At 72.8% G+C, this 18,753-nt stretch carries 19 protein-coding genes; 11 read left to right on the forward strand and 8 right to left on the reverse strand.

The features are described 5' to 3' along the window. Positions 1–117 precede the first annotated feature (117 nt). The gene (locus tag OHS18_RS00870; protein WP_328615516.1) at positions 118–816 is read left to right on the forward strand and encodes a hypothetical protein; all 699 of its coding nucleotides are present in this window, start codon (positions 118–120) and stop codon (positions 814–816) included. A gap of 546 nt (positions 817–1,362) precedes the next feature. After that, positions 1,363–2,925, forward strand: a complete 1,563-nt coding sequence (locus OHS18_RS00875; protein WP_328615517.1) for a DNA polymerase Y family protein — start codon at positions 1,363–1,365, stop codon at positions 2,923–2,925. Between the two features lie 30 nt (positions 2,926–2,955). On the opposite strand, the gene OHS18_RS00880 is transcribed toward OHS18_RS00875, so the two are convergent. Together OHS18_RS00880 and crcB are read right to left on the reverse strand one after the other, a co-directional pair. After that, on the reverse strand, positions 2,956–3,330 hold the full coding sequence (locus OHS18_RS00880; protein ID WP_328457118.1) for a fluoride efflux transporter FluC: 375 nt from the start codon (positions 3,328–3,330) through the stop codon (positions 2,956–2,958). Next, positions 3,327–3,800, reverse strand: coding sequence for a fluoride efflux transporter CrcB (gene crcB, locus OHS18_RS00885; RefSeq protein ID WP_328615518.1), 474 nt, complete (start codon positions 3,798–3,800; stop codon positions 3,327–3,329). Before crcB ends, OHS18_RS00880 begins: the two co-directional genes overlap by 4 nt. Before the next feature lie 328 nt (positions 3,801–4,128). Here crcB and OHS18_RS00890 point away from each other — a divergent pair, with 328 nt between their 5' ends. The 3 genes from OHS18_RS00890 (at position 4,129) to OHS18_RS00900 (ending at position 9,042) form a co-directional block, all read left to right on the forward strand. Beyond that, positions 4,129–7,455 carry an error-prone DNA polymerase gene (locus OHS18_RS00890; RefSeq protein ID WP_328615519.1) on the forward strand — a complete coding sequence of 1,109 codons (3,327 nt, stop codon included), beginning with the start codon at positions 4,129–4,131 and terminating at the stop codon, positions 7,453–7,455. After that, positions 7,452–8,057, forward strand: a complete 606-nt coding sequence (locus OHS18_RS00895; RefSeq protein ID WP_328615520.1) for a GNAT family N-acetyltransferase — start codon at positions 7,452–7,454, stop codon at positions 8,055–8,057. Before OHS18_RS00890 ends, OHS18_RS00895 begins: the two co-directional genes overlap by 4 nt. Positions 8,058–8,235: 178 nt before the next feature. Next, positions 8,236–9,042, forward strand: coding sequence for a polysaccharide lyase family 7 protein (locus OHS18_RS00900; protein WP_328615521.1), 807 nt, complete (start codon positions 8,236–8,238; stop codon positions 9,040–9,042). Positions 9,043–9,420: 378 nt separating this feature from the next. Here the strand turns inward: OHS18_RS00900 and OHS18_RS00905 are convergent, their stop codons facing one another. Beyond that, complete coding sequence (locus OHS18_RS00905; RefSeq protein ID WP_328615522.1) at positions 9,421–11,001, reverse strand: SMI1/KNR4 family protein; 1,581 nt, start codon at positions 10,999–11,001, stop codon at positions 9,421–9,423. A gap of 101 nt (positions 11,002–11,102) precedes the next feature. On the opposite strand from OHS18_RS00905, the gene OHS18_RS00910 reads away from it, so the two are divergent. The 3 genes from OHS18_RS00910 to OHS18_RS00920 all read left to right on the forward strand — a co-directional run bounded on the left by OHS18_RS00910 (position 11,103) and on the right by OHS18_RS00920 (position 12,596). Next, positions 11,103–11,942, forward strand: a complete 840-nt coding sequence (locus OHS18_RS00910; RefSeq protein ID WP_328615523.1) for an LLM class F420-dependent oxidoreductase — start codon at positions 11,103–11,105, stop codon at positions 11,940–11,942. 197 nt (positions 11,943–12,139) lie between these two features. Next, complete coding sequence (locus OHS18_RS00915; protein WP_328615524.1) at positions 12,140–12,355, forward strand: hypothetical protein; 216 nt, start codon at positions 12,140–12,142, stop codon at positions 12,353–12,355. A gap of 70 nt (positions 12,356–12,425) precedes the next feature. Then, complete coding sequence (locus OHS18_RS00920) at positions 12,426–12,596, forward strand: hypothetical protein (RefSeq protein WP_328615525.1); 171 nt, start codon at positions 12,426–12,428, stop codon at positions 12,594–12,596. On the opposite strand, the gene OHS18_RS00925 is transcribed toward OHS18_RS00920, so the two are convergent. Further along, positions 12,593–13,693, reverse strand: coding sequence for an oxidoreductase (locus tag OHS18_RS00925; protein ID WP_328615526.1), 1,101 nt, complete (start codon positions 13,691–13,693; stop codon positions 12,593–12,595). The two genes, OHS18_RS00920 and OHS18_RS00925, sit on opposite strands and share 4 nt — an antisense overlap. 105 nt (positions 13,694–13,798) lie before the next feature. On the opposite strand from OHS18_RS00925, the gene OHS18_RS00930 reads away from it, so the two are divergent. Continuing rightward, entirely contained in the window at positions 13,799–14,164 is a 366-nt protein-coding gene (locus OHS18_RS00930) for a MerR family transcriptional regulator (protein WP_328615527.1), read from the forward strand. 4 nt (positions 14,165–14,168) lie between these two features. Here the strand turns inward: OHS18_RS00930 and OHS18_RS00935 are convergent, their stop codons facing one another. From OHS18_RS00935 to OHS18_RS00945, 3 genes are all read right to left on the reverse strand, one after another. Further along, on the reverse strand, positions 14,169–15,521 hold the full coding sequence (locus tag OHS18_RS00935) for an alpha/beta hydrolase (RefSeq protein ID WP_328615528.1): 1,353 nt from the start codon (positions 15,519–15,521) through the stop codon (positions 14,169–14,171). Between the two features lie 87 nt (positions 15,522–15,608). Beyond that, entirely contained in the window at positions 15,609–16,067 is a 459-nt protein-coding gene (locus OHS18_RS00940) for a DinB family protein (protein ID WP_328615529.1), read from the reverse strand. Continuing rightward, positions 16,064–16,633: a class I SAM-dependent methyltransferase gene (locus tag OHS18_RS00945; RefSeq protein WP_328615530.1), complete on the reverse strand. Its 570-nt coding sequence runs from the start codon at positions 16,631–16,633 to the stop codon at positions 16,064–16,066. Before OHS18_RS00945 ends, OHS18_RS00940 begins: the two co-directional genes overlap by 4 nt. A gap of 67 nt (positions 16,634–16,700) precedes the next feature. On the opposite strand from OHS18_RS00945, the gene OHS18_RS00950 reads away from it, so the two are divergent. Then, positions 16,701–17,315: a helix-turn-helix domain-containing protein gene (locus OHS18_RS00950; protein WP_328457089.1), complete on the forward strand. Its 615-nt coding sequence runs from the start codon at positions 16,701–16,703 to the stop codon at positions 17,313–17,315. Here OHS18_RS00950 and OHS18_RS00955 read toward each other — a convergent pair. Beyond that, a complete protein-coding gene (locus OHS18_RS00955; RefSeq protein WP_328457087.1) occupies positions 17,274–17,666 on the reverse strand; it encodes a nuclear transport factor 2 family protein in 393 nt (130 codons plus the stop codon). The two genes, OHS18_RS00950 and OHS18_RS00955, sit on opposite strands and share 42 nt — an antisense overlap. Positions 17,667–17,720: 54 nt before the next feature. Here OHS18_RS00955 and OHS18_RS00960 point away from each other — a divergent pair, with 54 nt between their 5' ends. Beyond that, a complete protein-coding gene (locus tag OHS18_RS00960) occupies positions 17,721–18,743 on the forward strand; it encodes an LLM class flavin-dependent oxidoreductase (RefSeq protein ID WP_328615531.1) in 1,023 nt (340 codons plus the stop codon). Positions 18,744–18,753 lie beyond the last annotated feature (10 nt).

Genomic DNA, 18,753 nt, shown 5'->3' on the forward strand with positions numbered 1-18,753 from the left:
AGTGGTCGCCACCTTCTCGCACTATGCGAACAGGTGTTCGATGATTGTCCTGGGTTCGCCCGCGGGTCCCTTGCGGGTGTCTCCGGTACGGGTTCGTGGTGCTGGAGGTGAGCAGCGGTGGCGGTGCCGGAGTCGCTCACGTCCATCCCCGGCGTCCGGGTGGCGTCGCAGCTGCGCGAGCCCGACCCGGAGATCACCCATTCGGGTGAGACGCTCCCGCTGACCCCGGCCCTCGCCGGCCTGTTCCCGGCCGGCGGCTTGCGCCGCGGCAGCACCGTGTCGGTGGCGGGCTCGACGTCCCTGGTGCTGGCGTTGCTGGCCGAGGCGACGCGCGCCGGCTCGTGGGCCGCGGTGGCCGGCCTGCCGGACCTGGGCCTGGCAGCGGCCGCGGAACTCGGCGTCGACCTCGACCGGATCGCCCTGGTGCCCCGGCCCGGCGCCGAGGTGGTCGCGGTGCTGTCGGCGCTGGTGGACGGCTTCGACCTGGTGGTGGTCGGCCCGGTGGTCGCCCGCGGCGTGCAGCCCCAGGTGGCCCGCCGCCTGGCGGGCCGGGTCCGCAACCGGGGCGCGGTCCTGCTGACCATCGGCCCCTGGCCGGCCGTGGACCTGGAGCTGCGCGTCTCCGGACGCCGCTGGCGAGGAGCCACAGCGGACGGCCACGGCCACCTGCGCGCCCGCGACATCGTGGCGACCAGCCGAGGCCGCGGCGCGGCGGCCCGGCCCCAGACGGTGGCGCTGCAGCTGCCGGGTCCGGGAGGCGCGGCCACAGCGGGCGAGCCCCCGACCGGACGGCGGTTGGTCGAGGTCGCCGGATGAGCCGCGGCTGGCTGGGGTTGCGGTGTTGTGAGTGTGGTCAAGGGATCCGGGGTCGCTGGGCGGGTGGCGGTCGGCCGGAGTCGTGGTGTTGTGAGCGTGGTCGAGGGGTTCGGGGGCGCCGGACGAGGGGCGGCGGTCGGCCGGAGTCGTGGTGTTGTGAGCATGGCCAAGGGATCCAGGCGCGCCGGACGAAGGGCGGCGGTCGGCCAGAGCCGTGGTGTTGTGAGCGTGGCCAATCGGTTCGGGGGCGCCGGACGAGGGGCGGTGATCGGCCAGAGCCGTGGTGTTGTGGGTGCGGTCAAGGGATCCGGGGTCGCCGGACGGGTGGCGGTCGGCCGGAGCCGTGGAGTTGTGAGCGTGGCCAAGGGATCCAGGCGCGCCGGACGAGGGGTGAGCTGGCTCGGCCGGGTATGACTCCCGGTCCTTCGGGGGCAGCGGGGCGATCATGCACCGGCGCCGGTCCACGGGTGTCTCGAGGCCGCCGGGTGACCGGCGCGGCGGTGGCACCACAGCCATCCCGGCCCGCGGTGCATCGAGGCCGGCTGCGTGAGTGACGCGCCGCGGCTTCTGGTGCTGTGGTGTCCGGACTGGCCGGTCGTCGCCGCCGGGGCCGCTGCCGGGACGCCGCCGTTGACTCCCGCCGCCGTGTTCTCGGCCAACCGGGTCGTGGCCTGCTCCGCGGTCGCGCGCCACCACGGTGTCGGGCGGGGGATGCGGCGCCGCGACGCGCAGTCACGCTGCCCGGACCTCGTGGTGCACCAGCACGATCCGGAACGGGACGCGCGGCTGTTCGAACCGGTCGCCGCCGCCGTCGAACGGCAGGCCGTCGGCGTCGAGGTCGTGCGGCCCGGGATCGTCGCGGTGCCCGTCACCGGCGCGGCCGGCTACTTCGGCGGCGAGGAAGCCCTGGCCGAACTGCTGCTCGACGAGGTGTCGGCGGGGGCGGGCGTGGAGTGCCAGGTCGGGATCGCCGACGGCCTGTTCGCCGCGACACTGGCCGCCCGCCGCTCCGCGCTGGTGCCCGTCGGCGGGTCGGCCGGGTTCCTGGCGCCGCTGTCGATCGCCGAGCTGAACCAGCCCGGGGACGACCGCGGCGAGCTGGTCGGCCTGCTCAAGCGGCTCGGGCTGCGGACGCTCGGGGCGTTCGCCGCACTGGCGGAACGGGACGTCGCGGGCCGCTTCCCGCGCGACGCGATCACCGCGCACCGGCTGGCGCGCGGGCTGTCCGAGCGCCCGCCGCTGCGGCGGGCGTTGCCGCCGGAGCTGTCGATCACCGAGGAGTTCGAGCACCCGCTGGAACGCGTCGACGAAGCCGCGTTCGTCGCGAAGACGCTGGGGGAGCGGTTCTTCGCCGGGCTGGCGCGGCACGGGCTGGCGTGCACGCGGCTGGCGATCGTGGCCGTGACCGAGGCGGGCGAGGAACGGGTGCGGGTCTGGCGCTGCGCCGAGCCGCTGACCGCGCGGGCGACGGCCGATCGTGTGCGGTGGCAGTGCGAAGGCTGGCTGACCGCCCGCGACGGCCGCCCGACCGCCGGGATCGTCCGGCTGCGCCTCGACCCGGAGGAGGTCGTCGGCGGGCAGGCGCTGCAGCTGCAGCTCGGCTCGATGGGCCGCGACGCCGACGCGGCCGAACGAGCGGCCCGCGCGCTGGTCCGGATCCAGGGCCTGCTCGGCCCGGACGCCGTCGTCACCCCGCTCCTGGACGGCGGCCGCGGCCCCGCCGAGCGGGTGCGGCTCATCCCGTGGGGCGACCCGCGAACCCCGGTTTCGCCGGACGCGCCCTGGCCGGGCCGGCTGCCCGCACCGTCCCCGGCCGTCCTCGCCGCCCACCCGGCCCGGGTACTGGACGACCGCGGCGACGTCGTCGGCTGCACCGAGCGCGGCGAGCTCACCGGCCCACCGGCGACCGTCACCGTCGAGGGCCGGTCACCGCGGCCGGTGCTCGCCTGGGCCGGCCCGTGGCCGCACCACCCGGCCCCGCCGACCCGCGGCCGGCGCCTGGCCCGGCTGCAGGTCGTGCTCGAAGACGAGAGCGACGAGATCGCCCTGCTGCTGGCCGTCACCGTCGGCGATACTCCACAGTGGACGATCGAGGGCAGTTACGACTGACTGAGACCGGCGGGCTTGCGCACGGCTGGCTCAGCCGAACACCGCCTGGGCCACCGCGGTGCCGGCGTAGGCCGCGCCGAGTCCGGCGAGCATGCTCACGACGACGTTCGCGGCGGCGAAGAACTTCGCCCCTGTTTCGGCCAGCCGGAGCGTTTCGTAGGAGAACGTCGAATACGTGCTGAGCGTGGCGCACAACCCCGGGCCGATCAGGTGCTGCAGCGGCTGGGGCACCGTCGTCGCGGTGGCGGCGCCGGTCAGGAAGCCGAGCACGGTGCAGGCCACGAGGTTCACCGTGAAGGTGCCCCACGGGAAGCCGGTGTCGTGGCGGGCCTGGACCGCGCGGTCGGTCAGGTAGCGCAGCGGGGCGCCGACCAGGGCGCCGGCGATGACCATGAGCCAGTTCACGAGCGGCTCCCGAGGCGCAGGGTGCGGCGGGTGAGCGTGGCCGTCGCCCAGACCGCGGCGAGGGCGGCGGCGACCGTGGCCACGAGGTAGAGCAGGGCGGTCAGGGCGTGGCCGCCGTCGAGCAGGTGCTGGGCGTCGATCGCGTAGGTGGAGAACGTCGTGTAGCCGCCGAGGATGCCGGTGCCGAGGAAGGGCCGCACCAGCGGGTGGGTGGCGGGCATCGCGGTGATGACCGCCATCAGCACGCCCATGGCCGCGCAGCCGGTGACGTTGATCCAGAACGTCGTCCACGGGAACCCGCCGGCGGCGGTGGGCCACACCAGGGTGGCGCCGTAGCGGGCGCAGGCCCCGAGCACTCCGCCGGCCGCGACCACGACGACGGTCTGACGGTGACGGCGTCGCGGATCACGCGGCGGCGGGGGATCGTCGGCGATGTCCGGGTCGATCGGCTCGGAGTGGTCCAGGGGCACGGCGGGCAGGCTCCTACCTGATCGGGGCACGAGGGCGGCCTCGTGCGGCGTGGTTCAGGTAGGGACCGTTGGCGGCCGGATCGCCGCGGTTCGGGTACGGCGGGCCCCACCGCCGCGCGGCCCGGTGAGGGCGGCCGCGAACTCAGGGTAACAGCGCCCCGCTGCCCTCCGTCACGGGGCTCACCGGGCCGTCTACCTGCAGTTATCGATGTCACGCCGAGTTGACAGCGCGGCCTGCCCGGCCCAGGATCAAGGTGCTAGTCGTACGTGTGTTCGAACAGTAGTCGCTGACTTCCCCGCAGCGAACTCGTGGCGGTGGGAGCTGGCTTTGGCGTTCAACAACCCGAACGTGCCGTGGTCCGAGGTCGAGCGGGTCGCGTCCGGGCGCGCCCCTTTCCCGGGGGACGGCAGTGACTCGCCCGCGTGGTCGCGCAAGCGTGACGGCTACGCCGGGGCGCCGGACGACCTGCGCGACCGCCGGGGTCGCGACGACGGCGGCGAGCGGCTGCGGGCGCCGTACGCGGAGCTGCACGTCCACTCCAACTTCAGCTTCCTCGACGGCGCCTCCCACCCCGAGACCCTCGTCGAGGAGGCCGCCCGCCTCGAACTGGACGCGCTGGTGCTGACCGACCACGACGGGATGTACGGCGCGGTCCGGTTCAACGACGCCGCCCGCGAACTCGGCGTCCGGGTCGGCTTCGGGGCCGAGCTGTCGCTCGAACTCCCGGCGCCGCAAGGGGGTGAGCCGGATCCGGCGGGGTCGCACCTGCTCGTGATCGCCCGGCGGCAGGAGGGTTACCACCGGCTCTGCCGGGTGATCTCCCGTGCCCAGCTCGCCGGCGGCGCGAAGGGCCGCCCGGTCTACGACGTCGAGGAGCTGGTCGACGAGCTGGCCGGGCACGTCGTGGTGCTGAGCGGCTGCCGCAAAGGCGCCGTCCGCCGCGCGCTCGCCCGGCGCGGTCCCGCGGCCGCGCGCGCCGAGCTGACCCGGCTCGCCGGCTGGTTCGGGCGGAACCACGTCGCCGTCGAGCTGATCGACCACCGGCTCCCGCACGACTCGGCCGCCAACGACGTCCTCGCCGCGCTGGCCGGAGACCTGCGGCTGCCGACGATCGTGTCGAACAACGCGCACTACGCCCGCCCGGACGACGCCGTCGTGGCCGAGACGGTCGCCGCGGTGCGGGCGCGGCGGTCGGCCGAGGAGCTGGACGGCTGGCGGCCGCCGTCGGGGCAGGCGTTCCTGCGGTCCGGGGCCGAGCAGCGGCGGCGGTTCGAGCACCGCTACCCCGGCGCGGTCGGGCGGGCCGCCGTCCTCGGCGTCGAGGTCGCCTTCGACCTGCAGGTGGTCGCGCCGGACCTGCCGCCGTTCGACGTCCCGGCGGGCAGTACCGAGATGTCCTTCCTGCGCGAGCTGACCTGGGCCGGCGCGATCACCCGCTATGGGCGCCGAGACGAGAATCCGAAGGCCTACGCCCAGCTCGACCACGAGCTCGACATCATCGAGAAGCTCGATTTTCCGGGGTATTTCCTGGTGGTGTGGGACATCGTCCGGTTCTGCAAGGACGCGAACATCCTCTGCCAGGGCCGCGGCTCCGCGGCGAACAGCGCGGTCTGTTACGCGCTGGGCATCTGCCACGCCGACCCGGTCAAGTGGAACCTGCTGTTCGAGCGGTTCCTGGCGCCGGAGCGGGACGGGCCGCCGGACATCGACATCGACATCGAGTCCGACCGGCGTGAGGAAGCCATCCAGTACGTCTACGGCAAACACGGGCGGCTGCACGCCGCGCAGGTCGCGAACGTCGTCACCTACCGGGCGCCGTCGGCGATCCGCGACGCCGCCAAAGCCCTGGGGCACAGCCAAGGGCAGCAGGACGCCTACGGCAAGCTCGTCGACCGCTGGGGCGGCGTCACCGCCACGAAACAGCAGGCCACCGGCGACATCCCCGACGACGTCCTCGACCTGGCGGCGCGGCTCGAGGACTTCCCGCGCCACCTCGGCATCCACTCCGGCGGGATGGTGATCTCGAAGCAGCCGGTGTCCGAAGTGGTCCCGGTCGAGTGGGCGACGATGGCCGACCGCAGCATCCTGCAGTGGGACAAGGACGACTGCGCCAGTGTCGGCCTGGTGAAGTTCGACCTGCTCGGTCTCGGCATGCTCTCGGCGCTGCACTACATGATCGACCTCGCCGCGGTGCACCATGGGTCCACTGTGGACATCGGGAAGCTGGATCTGGCCGACCCGGGCGTCTACGACATGCTCTGCGAAGCCGACGCGGTCGGGGTGTTCCAGGTGGAGTCCCGCGCGCAGCTGGCGACGCTGCCGCGCCTGCGGCCGCGCAAGTTCTACGACCTGGTCGTCGAGGTCGCGCTGATCCGGCCCGGCCCGATCCAGGGCGGTTCGGTGCACCCCTACATCCGCCGCCGGCGCGGTGAGGAGCAGTGGCAGCACGCGCACCCGCTGCTGGCCGGCTCCCTCGACCGGACGCTGGGCGTGCCGTTGTTCCAGGAGCAGGTGATGCAGATGGCCGTCGACGTCGCGTCGTTCACCGGCGCCGAGGCCGATCAGCTGCGCCGGGCCATGGGCGCCAAGCGGTCCAGCGCGAAGATGCACGCGCTGATGGCGCGGTTCTTCGCCGGGTGCGAGGCCAACGGACTGGACCGCGAGCTCGCGACGCGGATCTTCGAGCAGATCCACGCGTTCTCCGGCTACGGCTTCCCCGAAGCGCACTCGATGTCGTTCGCATTGCTGGTCTACGCGTCGGCGTGGTTCAAGCTCTACTACCCGGCCGCGTTCTGCGCGGGACTGCTGCGCGCGCAGCCGATGGGCTTCTACAGCCCGCAGTCCCTGGTCGCCGACGCCCGCCGCCACGGCGTCCTGGTGCGCGAGCCGGACATCAACGCCAGTCTCGCCCACGCCACCCTCGAACCCGAACCGGACAGCACCGGCGACGTGGCGATCCGGCTCGGTCTCGCCGGCGTCCGCCACCTCGGCGACGATCCCGCCGAGGCGATCGTCGCCGAGCGCGTCGCGAACGGGCCGTACACGAGCATCGGCGACCTCACCCGCCGCGTCCAGCTGAAGAAGGCCGCCGTCGAAGCCCTGGCCACGGCCGGCGCGTTCAGCTGTTTCACCGCCGACCGCCGTGAGGCGCTGTGGGCCGCGGGGGCCGCCGCCGCGACCCGGCCCGGGCACCTGCCCGGCCTCGCGCCGGGCCTGGACGCGCCCGCGTTGCCCGGGATGACCCGGTTCGAGGTCACCGCGGCCGACCTGTGGGCCACCAGCGTCTCGCCGGACAGCCACCCCGTGCAGTACCTGCGTGAGTACCTCGAAAAGCGGGGCGCGCTGACGGTCGCCGAGCTGATGCGGGCGAAGGACGGGACGCGCGTGTGGGTCGGGGGAGCGGTGACCCACCGGCAGCGGCCGGCGACGGCGGGCGGGATCACGTTCTTCAACCTCGAAGACGAGACCGGCATGGCCAACGTCCTCGTCTCGCCCGGGCTCTGGAACCGGCAGCGCCTCGTCGCCCGCACGAGCGCGGCGCTGCTGGTCCGCGGGCAGGCGCAGGCGGCCGAAGGCGTCGTCACGCTCGTCGCGGACCGGCTGGAGCGGCTCGACCTCTCGATGGCGACCGGGCCGTCGCGTGACTTCCGGTGAGCCGGGCGACCGTCGGCGGGCCGGCGTCCGGGACGCGCGGGGAGTACGGCGAACTGCTCCCCGTGCGCCCGGCGACCGCGGCGCCGCCGGTGGTGTGCCTGCGCGGCCACTACCTCGCGCTTTTCGGGATGGTCAAAAGCCACAGCCCGCGCTACCGGCTGCACACCACGCTCTGCGAAACCTGCCGCAAGCAGGAGGCGCCCGACCCGGGCGAACGCCGGCTCGCCGAGTGGGCGCACCTCGACGTGCAGGTCCAGCACGCGCCGGGCGCCGCACCGCCGGACGGCCTGGTGCTCGTCGCGGTCCCCCCGGCCGCGGGGTCGGCGACGGGGAAGATCGAACTCCGCCTCGACGGGCGGGCCACCGGCACGGCGTCGCTCACGTCCTGTGCGTCCTGTCGCACGGCCACCCTGGACTACGTCCACGTCGACGCGGGGCACCGCCGCCTCGGTTACGGCCGCACGCTCGTCAGCGCGACGCTCTTCCGCGCGCCGGGGTACACGTGGACGGCGCCGGCGCCGGACGGCCCGGTCGCGCGGGCCTTCCGCGCCCGGATCGCGCTGCCGCGCACCGGCCCGCTCTGCGTCCACCGCGGGAAGTGAGTGTCCCACTCAATGTGAACCCTGCCTTGACAGCGGGCAACACCGAACTTAATCTCCTTCATCGTTACTCTCTTTTCGGAAACGCATTTATTCACATACGTGAACAAACACATATGTGAACAAATGCGTGAGCGAAGTCCTCTCCCCGCTTCGCTTCTTGCCGTGAAAGGACGCCACCATGCGTGTGCGCGCTATGCTCACCTTTCTCGCGATCCCGGCATTGCTGACCGGGACCGCGATTTCCGCCGAGGCAATCCCCAGTGCCGAAGTCAGCGGAATCGCGCTGGCCCCCATGGCCGACCCCGGAGTCGCCCCCGGTGGCAACTTCGACCTCTCGACCTGGCAGCTGCAGGAGCCGGTGGGCTCGCCGGGTTCCCCGACGACGATCTCGTCGTCCCGGCTGCAGGGCGCGAACGGATTCCAGGACTCGTACTTCTACACCGACACGCGTGACGGTGCGATGACATTCTGGGCGCCGGAAAAGGGCGTCACAACACCCAATTCCAATTACGCCCGATCCGAGCTGCGCGAGATGAACAAGAGCGGCTCCGCGGCGAACTGGTCGTTGAGCGGGTCGCACAAGCTGAGCGCCACCCTGCGCGTGGTGTCGGTGACCTCCAACGTGTGCGTCGGCCAGGTCCACCTCGGCACCGGCGGCTCGTCGACGAAACCGCTGCTCGAGCTGTACTACCACGCGAACGGCGACATCGTGCTGGGCACGGAGAACTCACCCGACGGGGGCCAGACGCCGCACACGGTCGGCCACGTGGCCATCGGCAAGACGTGGACCTACACGATCGGCATCTCCGGCGGCAACACCATCGACCTGACGGTGAACGGCACCACCACGCACTACGGCATCCCGTCGTCGTTCAAGGCGTACAAGCAGTACTTCAAGGCCGGTTCCTACAACCAGTCCTCTTCGGACAGCACGACGAAGGGCGCTAAGGTCGCGTTCTACGGGCTGACCGTGTCGCACAGCTGACAGGCTCTGTTCCCCGGGTGGGCGGATGCCGTCGGGCGTCCGTCCGCTCGGGGCAGGGTGGCGGGGTTTCGACGACGAACAGCGCGGCGAGCGGGTCGGTGGGTGGCCTCGTGTCGGGCGGTGCTCGGAGTCGAGGTTTGCCGTCTGGTGGGGCGGACGCCGTCGGGTGTCCGTCCACTCGGGACAGAGGTGGCGGAGATTTCGACGACGGGTTTCTGTTGAGTCGCCGCCGCTGAAGGTTTTTGTGTAGTGCGGCCGTCTCCTGCGGTGTTGTGTGGCCGGCGATGGGCGGGGTCGGTGGGTGGCCTCGGGTCGGGCGGTGCTCGGAGTCGAGGTTCGGCGCCTGGTGGGGGCGGGCACCGTCGAGGGTCCGTCCACTCAGGACAGTACGGCGGAGATCTCGACGATGGTTTCCGTCGAGTCGCCGCCACCGAAGGCTTTGCGCAGTTCGGCCATTTCCGGCAGTGTCGTGCGGCCGGTGACGAGCAGCGCGGCCAGCCGGGGCACTGGACGGCCCGTGTCGAGCAGGCGGCGCACCTGGTCGCCGTCCAGTTTGAGCACTCGCAACGCCGGCAGGTCGCAGACCTGCCCCAGGTCCGGTACCGCCGAGCCCGACAGATCCAGCCGGGTCAGGCGGGGCAGCGTGGTCAGCACCGTGAGGTCGAGCGGCACGTCGATCTCCGCCAGCTGGAGGTCCCACAGCACGGGGTGCCCGGCGAGGACGTCGAGGTCGACGCGCCCGCCGCTGATCCGCAGCGACTCCAGCGCCTTGAGGCCGCCGATCGTCGGGGTCACCGCGGCCGCGCGGTTGACCTTGAGCAGCCGCAGCGACGTCAACGGTTCGAACACCGCCAGGTCGACGTCGGCCGGGTCGTTGAGGTACACCTCCTGGATCAGCCCGGGGTCGCGCAGCCCGGCCACCACCGCGGGCAGGTTCAGCTCGGACGCCCGCGAGATGACCTCGCTGTAGGAGCGTTCCCCGCCGTCGCGGAGGCTGGTTTCGGCGAACAGGTACTGCTCGCCCGGATCCTCGTACTTCCCGGCCCGCAGGGTCTCGACGACCTCGGTGAGCATGGCGGTGAGCGACACCGACACGTACCGCAGCGGGCCGTAGATGTCCCGGCCGTACTCGAGGACCTGGCCGGCGTGGCCCCGCTCGGCCGGGTCGAGGTCCACCGCGAGGTAGTTCATCGCCCGGTCGCCGCCGAACGTGACCCACGAGTCGTTGCGGGACAGGCGTTTCACCCGGCCGAACGGCACCGTCTCGAACACGACGCCGTCGTCCTCCACGTCGTCTTCCCAGCCGTACGACCCGGGATCGCCTTCGGTGTAGTAGTCCACGAGCCGGTCGAGGGGGTCGTAGGAGTACGGGCTCAGCAACCCGGTCTCCTGCAGGTCGCCGTCCGCCAGCAGGTACAGCGCGCGCAGGTCTTCGGGCAGCCGGACGCCGATCCGGGCCTCGGCGGCGGCCAGGTCCGCCTCGGTGCGCCCGGGTGACCACGGCGGGGGACCGCCCTTGATCCCGGCGTACAGCTCGGCGAACTCCCCGGCCAGCCGGGTGACCTCGGCGAGCACGGCCGGATCGGTCGGTGCCCCGGTCGGCGTCGCGGGGCGGGGCAGGCCGGGCAAGGGATGCCCGGGGTAGCGGAACGCCTCGTCGAACACCAGCCGCCCGGGGGAGACGGCCGCGATGTCCGGCCGGGCGGTGAAGGCGTACTCGCCGCCGGCGGCCAGCCTGACCTCCAGCACCGCCGGCGGCCGTTCGAACAGGCGCCGCGCGATCGACGTGTAGTCGACCCGCAGGTTCTCCCGCACGTCACTCCACGCGGTGCACGAAACCGAGCCACCCGTGTGGCGCAGCTGCAGCGTGGCGGCCGACCACAACTCGCCCGCGGCCGCCCGCAGCGCCTCGGCCATGTCCTTCGCGATGTCGCCGTACCCGGCGTCCCCCGTCGTCACGCGACGGAGCCTAGCGACGGGGTCCGACAAAAAGCCGTGCATCGGCTGTGACCGCCCGCGATGACCGGCCCTGGAGGAACTCCGGGGTTACGCTCGTGATCATGCGATTCGCCATCAAGACCTCGCCCCAGGACACCGTCTGGGCGGACATGCTCGCCGTGTGGCAGGCCGCCGATGAGATCGAGCTGTTCGAGTCCGGCTGGACCTTCGACCACTTCTATCCCATCTTCTCCGATTCGACCGGTCCGTGCCTCGAAGGGTGGGTCACGCTCACCGCGCTCGCCCAGGCGACGAAGCGGCTGCGGCTGGGCACGCTGGTCAGCGGGATCCACTACCGCCACCCGGCGCTGCTCGCGAACATGGCCGCGACGCTCGACATCGTCTCCGGCGGCCGGCTGGAGATCGGCATCGGCGCGGGCTGGAACGAGGAGGAGTCCGGCGCGTACGGCATGGAGCTCGGCACGGTCAAGGAGCGCAGCGACCGGTTCGAAGAGGGCTGCGAGGTGCTCGTCGGGCTGCTGACCCAGGAGACCACGACGTTCCAGGGCCGGTACTACCAGCTGCGCGAGGCGCGCAACGAGCCGAAGGGCGTGCAGAAGCCGCACCCGCCGATCTGCATCGGCGGCAGCGGGGAGAAGCGCACCCTGCGCACCGCCGCGAAGTACGCCCAGCACTGGAACTTCGTCGGCGGGACACCCGAGGAGTTCGCCCACAAGCGTGAGGTGCTGCACCGCCACTGCGCGGACGTCGGCCGCGACCCGGCTGAGATCACCCTCTCCTCACACGTCCGCCTCGGCCCGGACGCCGACTACGCCAAGGTCGCCGCCGAAGCCGAGGCTCTCGGCGAAGTGGGCCTCGACCTGGCGATCATCTACTTGCCGCCGCCGCACACCCCGGCCGTGCTGGAGCCGCTGGCGAAGGCGCTCGAGCCGCTGCGCTGACCTGATCCACTTCCCGAACAAGGAGCCGAAGCGGCTTCCGGCCACGAAATTGGCCGAACAGCGCGCGGACGGCGCCGGTACTCGGTAGCGTCGTGCCCGCGGGTCGGCGCGCTCCCTCCCCCTCGGCGCGCCGACCCGCGTTTACGCCGTTCGGGTGTGGCTGCCGACGGCGCCTCAACCGGTGGTGGCCCGCCGGCGTGTGCGAGACGCTCCTGATCGCGACGCCGGAAGGGCAGGACGTCATGCACGACAACGCGTTGCCGGAGGCCGAAGACCCGATCGGCTCGCCGGTGCTCGGCCCGGTGGTGCCGGACCCGGACGCCCGCAACCAGGCGCTCGGCGGCCGGCGGGTCCGCAACGACGGGCTCGGCACGCTCACCACCTGGCCCACCATCAGCCTGCGCGCCGGCTAGCGCCGCACGCTCGACGCCGCGGGCCGTCCGCCCGGGGCGTTCCTGAAGGTCACTTCGAGGGGAGAACGTCATGCACGAGAACACCGTCACGGAGACCGAGGACCCGATCGGCCCGCCGATGATCACCTCGGCAGCACCGGACCCGGACGCGCGCAACCGAGCGCTCACCGGCCACCGCGGCCGGAAGGACGGGCTCGGCACGCTCAGCACTTTCACCACCATCGGGGCACCTGTCGGCTAATACAGCACGCCCAGCGCCGCGGGCGTGAACGGTGTGGGCTCCCGGCCGGTGATGATCTTCGCCGCCCACTCGGGGTCCGCCAGCAACGGGCGGCCGAGCGCGATCATGTCGAACTCGTCGGCCTCCAAGCGGTCCAGGAGGTCCCCGAGGCCCGTCGGGGAAGCCGAGCCGCCGGTCAGGCTCGACGTGAACTCCGTGTCCAGGCCGATCGAGCCGACCGTGATGGCCGGTCTGCCGGTCAGCTTCCTGGCCCAGCCCGCGAGGTTGAGGTCGGAGCCGTCGAAGGCCGGTTGCCGGTAGCGGCGGGTCGACGCGTGGAAGGCGTCCGCTCCCGCGTCGGCCAGCGCGCCCAGGATCACGCCGAACTCCTCCGGGGTGTCGGCGATCCGGGCGGTGTAGTCGTTCATCTTCCACTGCGACAGCCGCACGACGATCGGGAAACCGGGGGAGACCGCGCGGCGGATCTCGCCGACGACCTCGGCGGCGAACCGGGTCCGGGCGCGCAGGTCGCCGCCGTAGGCGTCGGTGCGGTGGTTCGTGCCCGACCAGAGGAACTGGTCGATGAGGTAGCCGTGGGCGCCGTGCAGTTCGACGCCGTCGAAGCCGAGCCGTTCGGCGGTGACGGCGGCTTCGGCGAAGGCCCGGACGACGTCGTCGATGTCCTTCTGCGTCATCGTCCGGCCCGGCTCGCCGGGGCTGCCGTCCGCGGACACGGGCACGCCGGACGGGCCGATCGCGGGGGCGTCCGGATGCGGCACCGCGGCCCCCTTGCGGGTCATCCCGACGTGCTGGAGCTGCGGGAAGATCACGCCGCCGGCGCCGTGGACGGCTTCGACGACCCGGGACCAGCCGGCCGCCGCCGCGTCGCCGTACAGGCGGGACACCAGGTTGTGCTCGCCGGCCGACGGGTGCCCGATGTAGCTCGCTTCGGTGATGATCAGCCCGGTGCCGCCGGCCGCGCGCCGCGCGTAGTAGGCGGCGAGCTGCTCGGTCGGCACGCCGCCGGGCGACTGCCCGCGGGTCATCGGCGCCATGGCGACCCGGTTCGGGACGGTGAGGTCGCCGAGCACGAGCGGGCGGGACAGGGTGTGCGTCACTGGAATCGCTCTCCTTCGTGAGGTTCCCTGTTACGCTAGAACCTCACGTGGACGTGAGATTCAACGGCGAGTGCGGTAGATCACTCCGAGAGGAAGCGGCAGCGAGTGCGGATCGGGGAACTGGCGGCGAAGTCCGGGGTGAGCGTCCGGGCCTTGCGGTACTACGAGGAGCAGGGGCTGCTCGTGCCGGAACGCAGCTCCGGCGGCCACCGCCACTACTCGGACCGCGGGGCGGACCTCGTCTGGCTGATCCAGCAGTTCTACGCCGCGGGGCTGTCCAGCAAGTCGATCCTCGCGATCCTGCCGTGCGTCGAGACCGGGCAGCCGACGCCGGAGGCGCTCGCCCTGCTCGTCGCCGAGCGGGAACGCATCGACCGGCAGCTGACCGAGCTGACGAAGGCCCGGGACAAGCTCGACACCGTCATCGCGAACGCCGAGACGTCGTGCGACCACGCCTGCCGCCCGGAATGAGCACTCAGGCCGGGCAGCTGACGTCGTGCCGCGGCGTCTTCAGCGTCAGCAGGTAGTCGTCCACCGCCGACCGCGTGCAGGTGGTGCGCGGGTAGACGACGTGCCCCGGGCCTTCGTAGGTCAGCAGGGTGGTGTTCGCCGGCGCCTGGCGGTGGATGGTGCGCGCCCAGGCGTACGGCGTCGCCGGGTCGTAGCGGGAGTTCAGCAGCAGGACCCGGGGTGCCCGCGAGAGGTCCAGCCGGTGCGGCGGGTTCGCGGGCGGGCCGGCGACGCCGAGGCACGCGGTCGCCTCCGCGTGGCCCAGGGGGCTGCCGCGCATGATCGGCCCCCGGCGCAGCTCTTCGGCGCGCACCGCCGAGTACTGCGCGAAATCCCGGATCCGGAGGTCGAAGTCCTGGCAGACCACGGCCAGCCGGATCGACAGGTAGTTGTACTCGAACCGGGCGGTCAGCGGCGGCCGGCCGGCGGCCGCGTCGGCGATCAGCTGTGCCGCGTCGTCCCAGTTCGGGCCGTACATGTCCGAGAACACCAGGTCGCGCAACGATGTCCCGGCGCCCGCGAAGGCCCGCTCCCAGGTCGCCCGGACGTCCTGGCCGTGCAGGGCACAGGCTTCCGTCCGGTCGCACCACGCGGTGAACTGCCCGAACAGCTCGTCCGCGGCGGTGGCGCGGTCGCCCACGAAGTGCCGGAGGTCGACGCTGTGGTCGATGGAGCTGTCCAGTACCAGCGCGCGCACGTGCTCGCCGTACTTCTCGGCGTACTGCTGGCCGAGCAGCGTGCCGTAGGACATGCCCTGGAAGCTGATCTTCTCCTCGCCGAGCGCCCGGCGGAGCGCGTCCATGTCCTGGGCGTTGACGGCGGTGTCGGCGTGGTCGAAGACCGGCAGGTTGCCGGCCCGGCAGTCCGCGACCTCCTGCCGGCTGTACTGGCGCAGGGCGTCGAACTCCGCCCGGTTCGCGGGATCGTCGCCGGGCGGGGCGGTCGTGTCGTCGCACCGGATGAACGCGCTGCGGCCGGTGCCCCGGACGTCGAAGCCCACGGTGTCGAACCGCGCCCGGACCTCCGGGCTGAAGAAGCTCGTCGCCAGCGCGAACTCCGCGCCCGATGAGCCGGGACCGCCGGCGTCGGCCAGCAGCACGCCGATCCGGTGCGCCGGATCGGTGGCCCGGTGCCGGGCCACCGCCAGGTCGATCGACGGGCCGTGCGGCCGGTTCCAGTCCAGCGGCACCCGCAGCGTGCCGCACTCGCCGTCCGGCGGCTCCGGGCTGTCCGGGTCGTCGGGGCAGGCGCCCCAGGTGATCGGCGACGGGCTCGCGTCCGCCGCGGCGGCCCCGGACAGCAGGAGCGCACTCGCCATCAGGACTGCTGCGAACACCCGCACGGACCCTCCAGAGTTGCCGGTGGGTTTCCGACCGTAGGGGTGGCGAGGTCCGGACCACAAGGCTCAGCGGCCGGTCGTGCCGTCGGCGAGCTCGCGCAGGATGTCGGCGTGCCCGGCGTGGCGGGCGGTCTCTTCGACCAGATGGGTCAACGTCCAGCGTCGTGACGCGCGGCGCGGCCCGGGCTCGCCGAGGTCGTCCCAGCCGGCGATCACCGCGTTCGCCCGCGCGGTGGTCGTGCGATAGGCGGCGATGATTTCCTCGGCGGTCTCGGCCGGAGTCGGCCGGAAGGTCGCCTGCCAGTCGGTGACGGTGGCCCCGAGCAGCCAGTGGGCTTCGACGTGCGTGAGGTGCTTGACCAGCCCGAGCAGGTTCGTGCCCGACGCGACGCCGGGGGAGCGGACCCGCGGCTCGGGCACACCCTCGGCCTTGGCGGCCACGGCGGCGCGCAGGTAGTCGAGGAAACCGCCGAGCACCTGGACTTCCGCGGGCCCGGTGGCCGGCGGGCCGGCGTCCCGCGTCATCGTGTCCGCCGGACGAGCAGCACGTGGTCGGTGACGGTCGCGGTCTGGCCGCCGGGCCCGGTCGCGACGCGCTCGGGACTGTCCGCGCGCTCGACCGACCACTGTGCCGGATCGAGGTCGAGAGTGATCGGGACGCCTGCTTCGCGGCTCCACGACCACGGCGCGGCGGACCCGTGGTCGACGACCAGCAGCCGGCCGCCGGGCCGCAGCGCATCGGCCGCCCGGCGGAACACCCGCTCGCGCGCCAACGGGAACGGCGTGTGCAGGTACTGCGCGGAAACGAGGTCGAAGGTGCCCTCGGGGAACGCCTCGGCGAGGTCGGCGCACACCGCCGTCACGGGCAGGCCGCCGGCCCGGTCCCGCAGCGATTCGACCGCGACGCCGGACAGGTCGACCGCGGTGACCCGCCACCCTCGGCGGGCGAGCCAGAGGGCGTCGCCACCGGCGCCGCAGCCCAGGTCCAGCGCGTCCCCGGTGGGCAGCGGGCCGGCGACCTCGGCGAGCAGCGGGTTCACGCGCTCCGCCTGCGGGGTCCGGTAGTGGTCGTCCCAGAAACGTACGTTCATGGCACCACCGTCACCCGGCGGTGCCGCCGGGAGCACGGAAACTTGCCATTCCGGCAAGATGGCGGTCGTGGCCGACATCGACGACGAGGTGCTGGACGCGGTCGGGCCGCGCCTGCGCGTGTTGCGCCGGCAACGCGGGTTCACCCTCGCCGACCTGGCGGCGGTGACCGGGATCTCGGAGAGCACGTTGTCCCGGCTGGAAAGCGGTGGCCGCCGGCCCACCCTGGAGCTGCTCCTGCCGCTGGCGCGCACCTACGGCGTCCCGCTGGACGACCTGGTCGGCGCGCCCCGCACCGGCGACCCGCGGATCCACCTGCGCCCGATCCGCCGCCACGGCATGACGTTCGTGCCGCTGACCCGCCGGGCCGGGGGCCTGCAGGCGTTCAAGATGCTCATCCCGGCTCGCGGCGAACCCGCCGAGCCGACGCCGCAGACGCACGGCGGTTACGAGTGGGTCTACGTCCTCGACGGCCGGCTGCGGCTGGTGCTCGGCGACCGGGACCTGGTCCTGCCCGCCGGTGAGGCCGCCGAGTTCGACACGGCGCTGCCGCACTGGCTCGGCTCGGCCGACGGCCGGGCCGTCGAGACGCTCGTCCTCTTCGGGCCGCAGGGTGAACGCGCCCACGTCCGGGCCCGTTCGTCAGCCGCGGCCCGGGATGGGCTCGGCCAGCTCGGCCCGTGAGGGTGCCGCCGGGAACGGGTCGGCGAAGTACTGCGTCTCGTGCGTCACGAAACCGTCGGCGAACTCCATGACGCTCACCGAATGGGTGGGCGCGCCGTCGTAGGTGATCACGCACTCGCTCACCCAGAAGTCGCCGCCGCCCGAGATCCGGGTGATGGCGAAGTGCCGCTCGGCCGGGTGACCGCCGCGTTGCGCCCGGATCTTCGCGCGGCCGCGGAAGCGTTCACCGGACTGGGGGTAGTCCAGGACGGCGTCCTCGGCGTAGATCGCGTGCTCGGTGTCGACGTCCCCGCGCTCGGACGACGTCCAATGCTCCTCGATCCGGGCGCGGGTCCCGGCGTCACGAGTCATGCGACGCAGGTTACCCGGGGGAATCAATCCGGGCCGCCGGACGCTGGAGGGAGCGTGAAGAAGATTGGTTTTCTCTCGTTCGGCCACTGGTCGGCGAGCGCGCACTCCGAGACCCGGTCGGCCGCCGACTTCCTGCACCAGTCGATCGACCTGGCGGTCGCCGCCGAGGAGCTCGGTGTCGACGGCGCGTACTTCCGCGTGCACCACTTCGCGCGGCAGGCGGGCAGCCCGTTCCCGCTGCTCTCGGCGATCGGCGCGCGGACGTCGAAGATCGAGATCGGCACCGGCGTGATCGACATGCGCTACGAGAACCCGCTGTACATGGCCGAGGAGGCGGGCGCCGCCGACCTCATCTCGCGCGGCCGGCTCCAGCTCGGCGTGAGCCGGGGATCCCCCGAGCAGGTGATCGAAGGCTGGCGCTACTTCGGGTACGCCCCGGCCGAGGGCGAGACCGACGCCGACATGGCCCGCGAGCGCGTCGAAGTCTTCCTCAAGCTGCTCGAAGGCGACGGGTTCGCCCAGCCGAACCCGCGGCCGATGTTCGCCAACCCGCCGGGCCTGCTGCGGCTCGAGCCGCACTCCGAAGGCCTGCGCGAGCGCATCTGGTGGGGCTCGAGCTCGAACGCGACCGGCATCTGGGCCGCGAAACTGGGCATGAACCTGCAGAGCTCCACGCTCAAGGACGACGAGACGGGCGAGCCGCTGCACGTCCAGCAGCGCAAGCAGATCGAGGCCTACCGCGAAGCGTGGAAGGAAGCCGGCCACGACTGGGAGCCGCGGGTGTCGGTCAGCCGGAGCATCTTCGCGCTGACCAACGACCTGGACCGCGCCTACTTCGGCCGCGACCGGAATTCGCGCGACCAGGTCGGCATGATCGACGAGAACACCCGGGCGATCTTCGGCCGCTCGTACGCCGCCGAGCCGGACGAACTGGTGCGGGAGCTGAAGGAAGACGAGGCCATCCAGGCCGCGGACACACTGCTGTTGACGGTCCCGAACCAGCTCGGCGTCGAGTACAACGCGCACGTGCTGGAGAGCATCCTGACCCACGTGGCCCCGGCGCTCGGCTGGCGCTGATCCCCGGCCC

It is taken from the genome of Amycolatopsis sp. NBC_00355 (assembly GCF_036104975.1).
GTDB lineage: Bacteria > Actinomycetota > Actinomycetes > Mycobacteriales > Pseudonocardiaceae > Amycolatopsis.

Excerpts from the sequence above, each read along its gene's own strand:
- OHS18_RS00910 (WP_328615523.1), top strand. The coding sequence starts at position 11,103 with ATGCGATTCGCCATCAAGACCTCGCCCCAGGACACCGTCTGGGCGGAC.
- OHS18_RS00955 (WP_328457087.1), bottom strand. The coding sequence starts at position 17,666 with ATGACTCGTGACGCCGGGACCCGCGCCCGGATCGAGGAGCATTGGACG.
- OHS18_RS00935 (WP_328615528.1), bottom strand. The coding sequence starts at position 15,521 with ATGGCGAGTGCGCTCCTGCTGTCCGGGGCCGCCGCGGCGGACGCGAGC.
- OHS18_RS00920 (WP_328615525.1), top strand. The coding sequence starts at position 12,426 with ATGCACGAGAACACCGTCACGGAGACCGAGGACCCGATCGGCCCGCCG.
- OHS18_RS00940 (WP_328615529.1), bottom strand. The coding sequence starts at position 16,067 with ATGACGCGGGACGCCGGCCCGCCGGCCACCGGGCCCGCGGAAGTCCAG.
- OHS18_RS00945 (WP_328615530.1), bottom strand. The coding sequence starts at position 16,633 with ATGAACGTACGTTTCTGGGACGACCACTACCGGACCCCGCAGGCGGAG.
- OHS18_RS00900 (WP_328615521.1), top strand. The coding sequence starts at position 8,236 with ATGCGTGTGCGCGCTATGCTCACCTTTCTCGCGATCCCGGCATTGCTG.